This window comes from Microcoleus sp. N9_A1 (assembly GCF_036701795.1).
In the GTDB taxonomy this organism is placed as follows: Bacteria; Cyanobacteriota; Cyanobacteriia; order Cyanobacteriales; family Microcoleaceae; genus Microcoleus.
Genome location: NZ_JAUBRI010000147.1, coordinates 1 through 4,802 on the forward strand (window position 1 = coordinate 1; position 4,802 = coordinate 4,802).

Consider the following 4,802-nt stretch of genomic DNA (forward strand, 5'->3'; position numbering starts at 1 on the left):
CATGTCATTGGTTTTCTCACAGGATGGTCTTGGATTTTACATTCTTTATCTCTAGCACATCTTTAAAAAAATGGTATAAGACGCATCCCCCGATCGGATCGCGATCCTCTTCGAGGGCTTCGCTAACGCACCGTGCCAAGTTTGATCGCACACAATGTATCGTGGAAGGAAGCCGGCTTTAGTTATCTAGGAGAAAAGCAAGAACAAAGAAGGAAAAAGCGATCGACCGCATAGCGTAAAATCCTCTCAATAATTCAGTGTTTTTATTTATGTTGCTCAACTCTTGGCCACCGCCGCCAATGATGTTAAAAAACTAGGAGATTTTCAGGCAAAATCTTAGGCAAAAGGCAGTCTCGGCGAATTGTACGAAATAACCTGGCAGATATCCGAGGGCAAACAATTAACCAGTGGAGCTTTAAGTAATTTGGGGCGAAAAAAATTAACTAATTTAAAATCAGTAAATACAGAGAATATATCTACTGAGGTAACTCAATATATCGGCGATCTATGCAGGGTATTCCTCGCTTAATACCAACACAAAACCATATTAAAACTGAGAAATGGGATGTGTCGCAAAAAATCAAATACGCCCGTATAGGTAATGCCGGTTAAACTCACATCTTTCACCATTCTTAAGAACGGGCAAGATGCCCGTTCCACAAAAGATGAATTTTTTGTGGAACAGGCCGGAAAGCCTGTTCATAAAAGGATTATTGAGAATGGTGCAACATCTCAGTTAAATGTACCTGGCTGCTATGTAGAAAACAGGACTTAGGTGAAGAAACGCGGTTTTTGCGTAAGCCCTGTTTATGCAAAACCCCTGCATAAATTACAAACTTTTACATGAATCGCGAATTTCTTGGTGTGGGGACTTTGTTGGTGCTGGTATCCACACCCTGGGGTAGATATTTGGGGTTGGTCTTGAATGCTAGAATCGTGCCGCGATCGCCAGCACAGTCAAAATTCCCACCCACATCCAAACTTTTGCCAACTGCTGCCGCCAACGGCGCCATTAACCGCCCCAAAATCATGCACTACCAATCCCAGCAGCAACGCCAAAAACACACGACTCAGAAAAAAATTAAAAACGCTATTTTTTACTGTTTGATAGCAATATTTTTCTGCTGGAGCACCGCAAACCTCGCTACAATTGCCCAAAACACAGACCAGGGCGGGCCGGGCGGGCAAGAAATGAGAAATTTGCTCGATCGGGGAAACCTCACCGAAGCCGTAACCAGAATCGAAGAAAGCTGGGAAGAAGACTATCAAACATACTTTGAACAAGACTTTGAAACCCGTGCGAAAACCGCCGAAGCAATATCAAAAACTCTCTCCCGCCTAGCAGTTCAAACAAAGAAAAAACCAGCTTTAATTTACGCTATCCCGCGCACCGACCAACTAGAATTAATCTTAATATTGCCCGATCGGCCGCCCATTCTCCGCAGCGTCCCGTCAGCCAAACAAGAGAAACTCCTGTCAGTAGTCCAAGAATTAGGCAGCGAAATCACCAACCCCGTAAAACTCAACACCACCACCTATCTAGAACCAGCGCAACAACTATACAAATGGATAGTTGCACCCCTAGAAACAGATTTGCAAACAGCAAAAATTGAAACCTTGCTGTTCTGCGTCGGCGCAGGTTTGCGAACCGTACCCCTAGCAGCAATGCACGACGGAAAGCAATTTCTGATCCAAAAATACAGCCTCACCCGCATCCCCGCATTCAAACTCACAGACAGCAATTACACCGACCTCAGAAACGTGCAAGTCCTAGCAATGGGAGCATCAGATTTCGCAGAAACGGCGAACAAAGAACCGCTGCCAGCAGTGCCATTAGAATTGAGCGCGATCGCCCGACAGTGGCCCGGTCAATCCTTTCTCAACGAAGATTTCACCATAGTAAACTTGCAATCCCAGCGACTGCAACAAAAATACGGAATCATCCACCTTGCCACCCACGCCGAATTCCGCCCCGGAACCCCAAATAACTCCTACATTCAATTTTGGGACACCCAATTAGGTCTCGATCAAATGAGAGATTTAAAATGGAACAATCCGCCCCTCGAACTGTTAGTATTAAGCGCCTGTAGAACCGCCTTGGGAGACAAAGAAGCAGAACTCGGATTTGCCGGATTAGCACTGCAATCAGGAGCAAAATCAGCCCTCGCCAGCCTGTGGTACGTCAGCGATGCGGGGACTCTCGCCCTGATGACAGAGTTTTACCAGCAGTTAAAAATCCGCAGGCCAAACGACCCTCCCATCATTAAAGCTGAAGCTCTCAGGCAAGCACAAATTGCCGCGATCGAAGGCAAGGTGACGATCCAAGACGGTCAACTGCGAAGTGCCCGAGGCGACATTCCCTTGCCCCCGTCCATCCCCAAACTCGACAGCAAAGATTTATCCCATCCGTATTATTGGGCAGCTTTCAGCATAATCGGCAGTCCTTGGTAAGTGGGCCTCTTGACCGACAGTGGTGATAGGCTATAAAACATAAGTAATTTATATCTGTAGCTGTCGCTCAACAAACCACCACCAACCTGTGACGAATCAAGCGGGAGCCTTCAAGGGGAAAGAAAGATGAAAAAATTAGAATTTTTGCTACAGAAAGAAGGCGATCGCGCCTGGTTGCCCCTAGAAACCTCCGACGTGGAAATTCTAGAAGGTAAATACCGTGTTGTTGCTCGCATTCAGCACCCCAACACCGACATCGAAATTCGTGTTACCCATACTTCCTTCGACGAAGGGGCGCAGCGGAAAGTCCAAAGCCGATCGGCCCGCACCAACCCCGAAGGATTAGTCGTGATCATTCCCTACACCAGGCTCAAACCCGGACTGTGGGAACTCTCCTGCTTGCCAGATCCCCAATCAACACCGCTAAAACCTTGGCAGTACGGCGTTCAGTTGGAAGTATTGCCCGCAGAATCAGAAACCTCCGAACCCTTACCGCCGATCGACCAAACCGAACCCGCAACTTCCCCCGCAGCCCCACAAATTGCAGCACCGGTCGATCGCGCAGCCCCACAAATTGCAGCACCGGTTGATCGCCCCGCACCAACCCAAATCCCAGCAGCCGCTGAGGCACCGCCGCAGACCAAAATCTACCAATTCCCAATTCCCCAAACCCCCGAACCCAAACCGGGCGTCAAACTCGAACTCGTCCTCGATCAAGAAACCTTCGTCACCCAACTCGGTCGCCCCTTAATCATTTCCGGCAAAATCGACATTCCCCAACCCCCCCAACAAAGCAGAAAAACAGCAACTCTCATCCCCGAATCCGAAGCGATAGAACTCAAACAACTCATCGGTTCAGCACAACTGCAAATTTACCTGCGCGACCCCCAAACCTCAAAAATTCTCGCAGAAATCCAGCAGCCGATGCCAGAACAAGTTCCCCCCTGCATCTTTGCCTGCGTCACCTACATCCCAACCGAGTGCAAAAGCCGCCTCATTTTAGGAGAAGCAATTCTCAGCAGCGGCGGCGTCACCCTAGCCACCAAACTATTCACAATTACAGCCCGTTTAGAGCACCTTCTACAGGAAATTAAAGACAATTTCATCGAAGAAAAGCATCAAGCTGAACCCTCCCCAACAGCCTCAAAACCGTCTGGAAGCGCCAAAAATATATCCTTCCTCAAGCTAGTAGAAAAATCCTTAGACCCTCCCTCCCCCGCCGAACCCCCAAGCAAGGAAGCGCTACCCCCTCTACTGGCTTCGCGTCACACCCCAAGTGCAGGTGGCTTAGAACTGCCCGCATTCGGCAACAAACTGCCCGACAGCAGCCGATCGCAATTGCTGTCGGAAATCTCCAATTCGCCTCAAACTGCCGCAGAGTCGATCGACCCACAAACCAAACCCTCAGACATCCCAACTTCCCCTAAAACAGCGGAAACCGGAGCGATCGACCAAAAACCCGAAAACAGCCCCGAATTAGAAACAACAGCCCCAGAAGCTCCGCCAGCACCCACAAAACAGGCATTTCAAACCTTAAACGTCCAAAATAGATTTTGGTCGCGACTGAGTTCCTTAGCCAGTACCGGCGAATCCCCCGAATGGCTCAAAGCAACCACCCTGTCCCCAACTCCAACAGCCGCCGCAAATAGCAGCGACGAAATTGCCGTTGTGGAAGAAAGCAGCGCAACCCAGCAGCAACCCGAAACCAGCGAAACAATTTCCGATCCCAAATCTACTAGCCCGGAAGCCAGAGAATTTGTGGTTTTTGACGAACCCCCGCAACCGAAACAAGTTGGTCAAAAAACCACAACTGTCGCCGCAGAAGACACTCCCCCGACTCCCTACGTTTTGCCAGAAGACGAGTTAGTACCGATGCCAATTTTGGAATTGCCGCGCGCCGAAATCATCGCGGGCCAGGCTGTAAAAGTGCAAGTGCAACTGCCGGAATTAATGCCCCGGATTTATGTGAAAGTTTGGGTGTACGATCGACAAACCTACCTGATTCTCGACGGGCCGCGCTGGATTACCGAATTTAAACCTAACGGGCTAGGAAACGTCCGAGCAAGTATCGAGTTAGAGATTCCCTACGGCTGCATGGAAGTCGAATTTGAGGCGATCGCCGTCGAAATGCAAACTCAGCGGGAAAGTCACAAAGTAAGTGTTCACCGCCAAGTTTTACCCCCAGCCGGGCCAACTTTACCCCTAGATGGGTAAGCCAAAATCCGCGTGCATCCGCGTTAATCCGCTGACATCTGCGGTTAAAAATTTGTACTTAGGATTGACACTCTCAGGGCTGAAGCCACTGAGATTCTGCGGACAAAGCAGCTTTAGGTAACACCCAAAGTTTTACT

2 protein-coding genes are annotated in these 4,802 nt (G+C 49.1%); both read left to right on the forward strand.

Annotation, left to right across the window (positions count from 1 at the left end; genetic code table 11):
- The first annotated feature begins 843 nt into the window (after positions 1-843).
- Positions 844-2,451: a CHAT domain-containing protein gene (locus QUA58_RS30820; protein ID WP_333397933.1), complete on the forward strand. Its 1,608-nt coding sequence runs from the start codon at positions 844-846 to the stop codon at positions 2,449-2,451.
- Positions 2,452-2,577: 126 nt separating this feature from the next.
- Positions 2,578-4,665, forward strand: coding sequence for a hypothetical protein (locus QUA58_RS30825; RefSeq protein ID WP_333397934.1), 2,088 nt, complete (start codon positions 2,578-2,580; stop codon positions 4,663-4,665).
- Positions 4,666-4,802 lie beyond the last annotated feature (137 nt).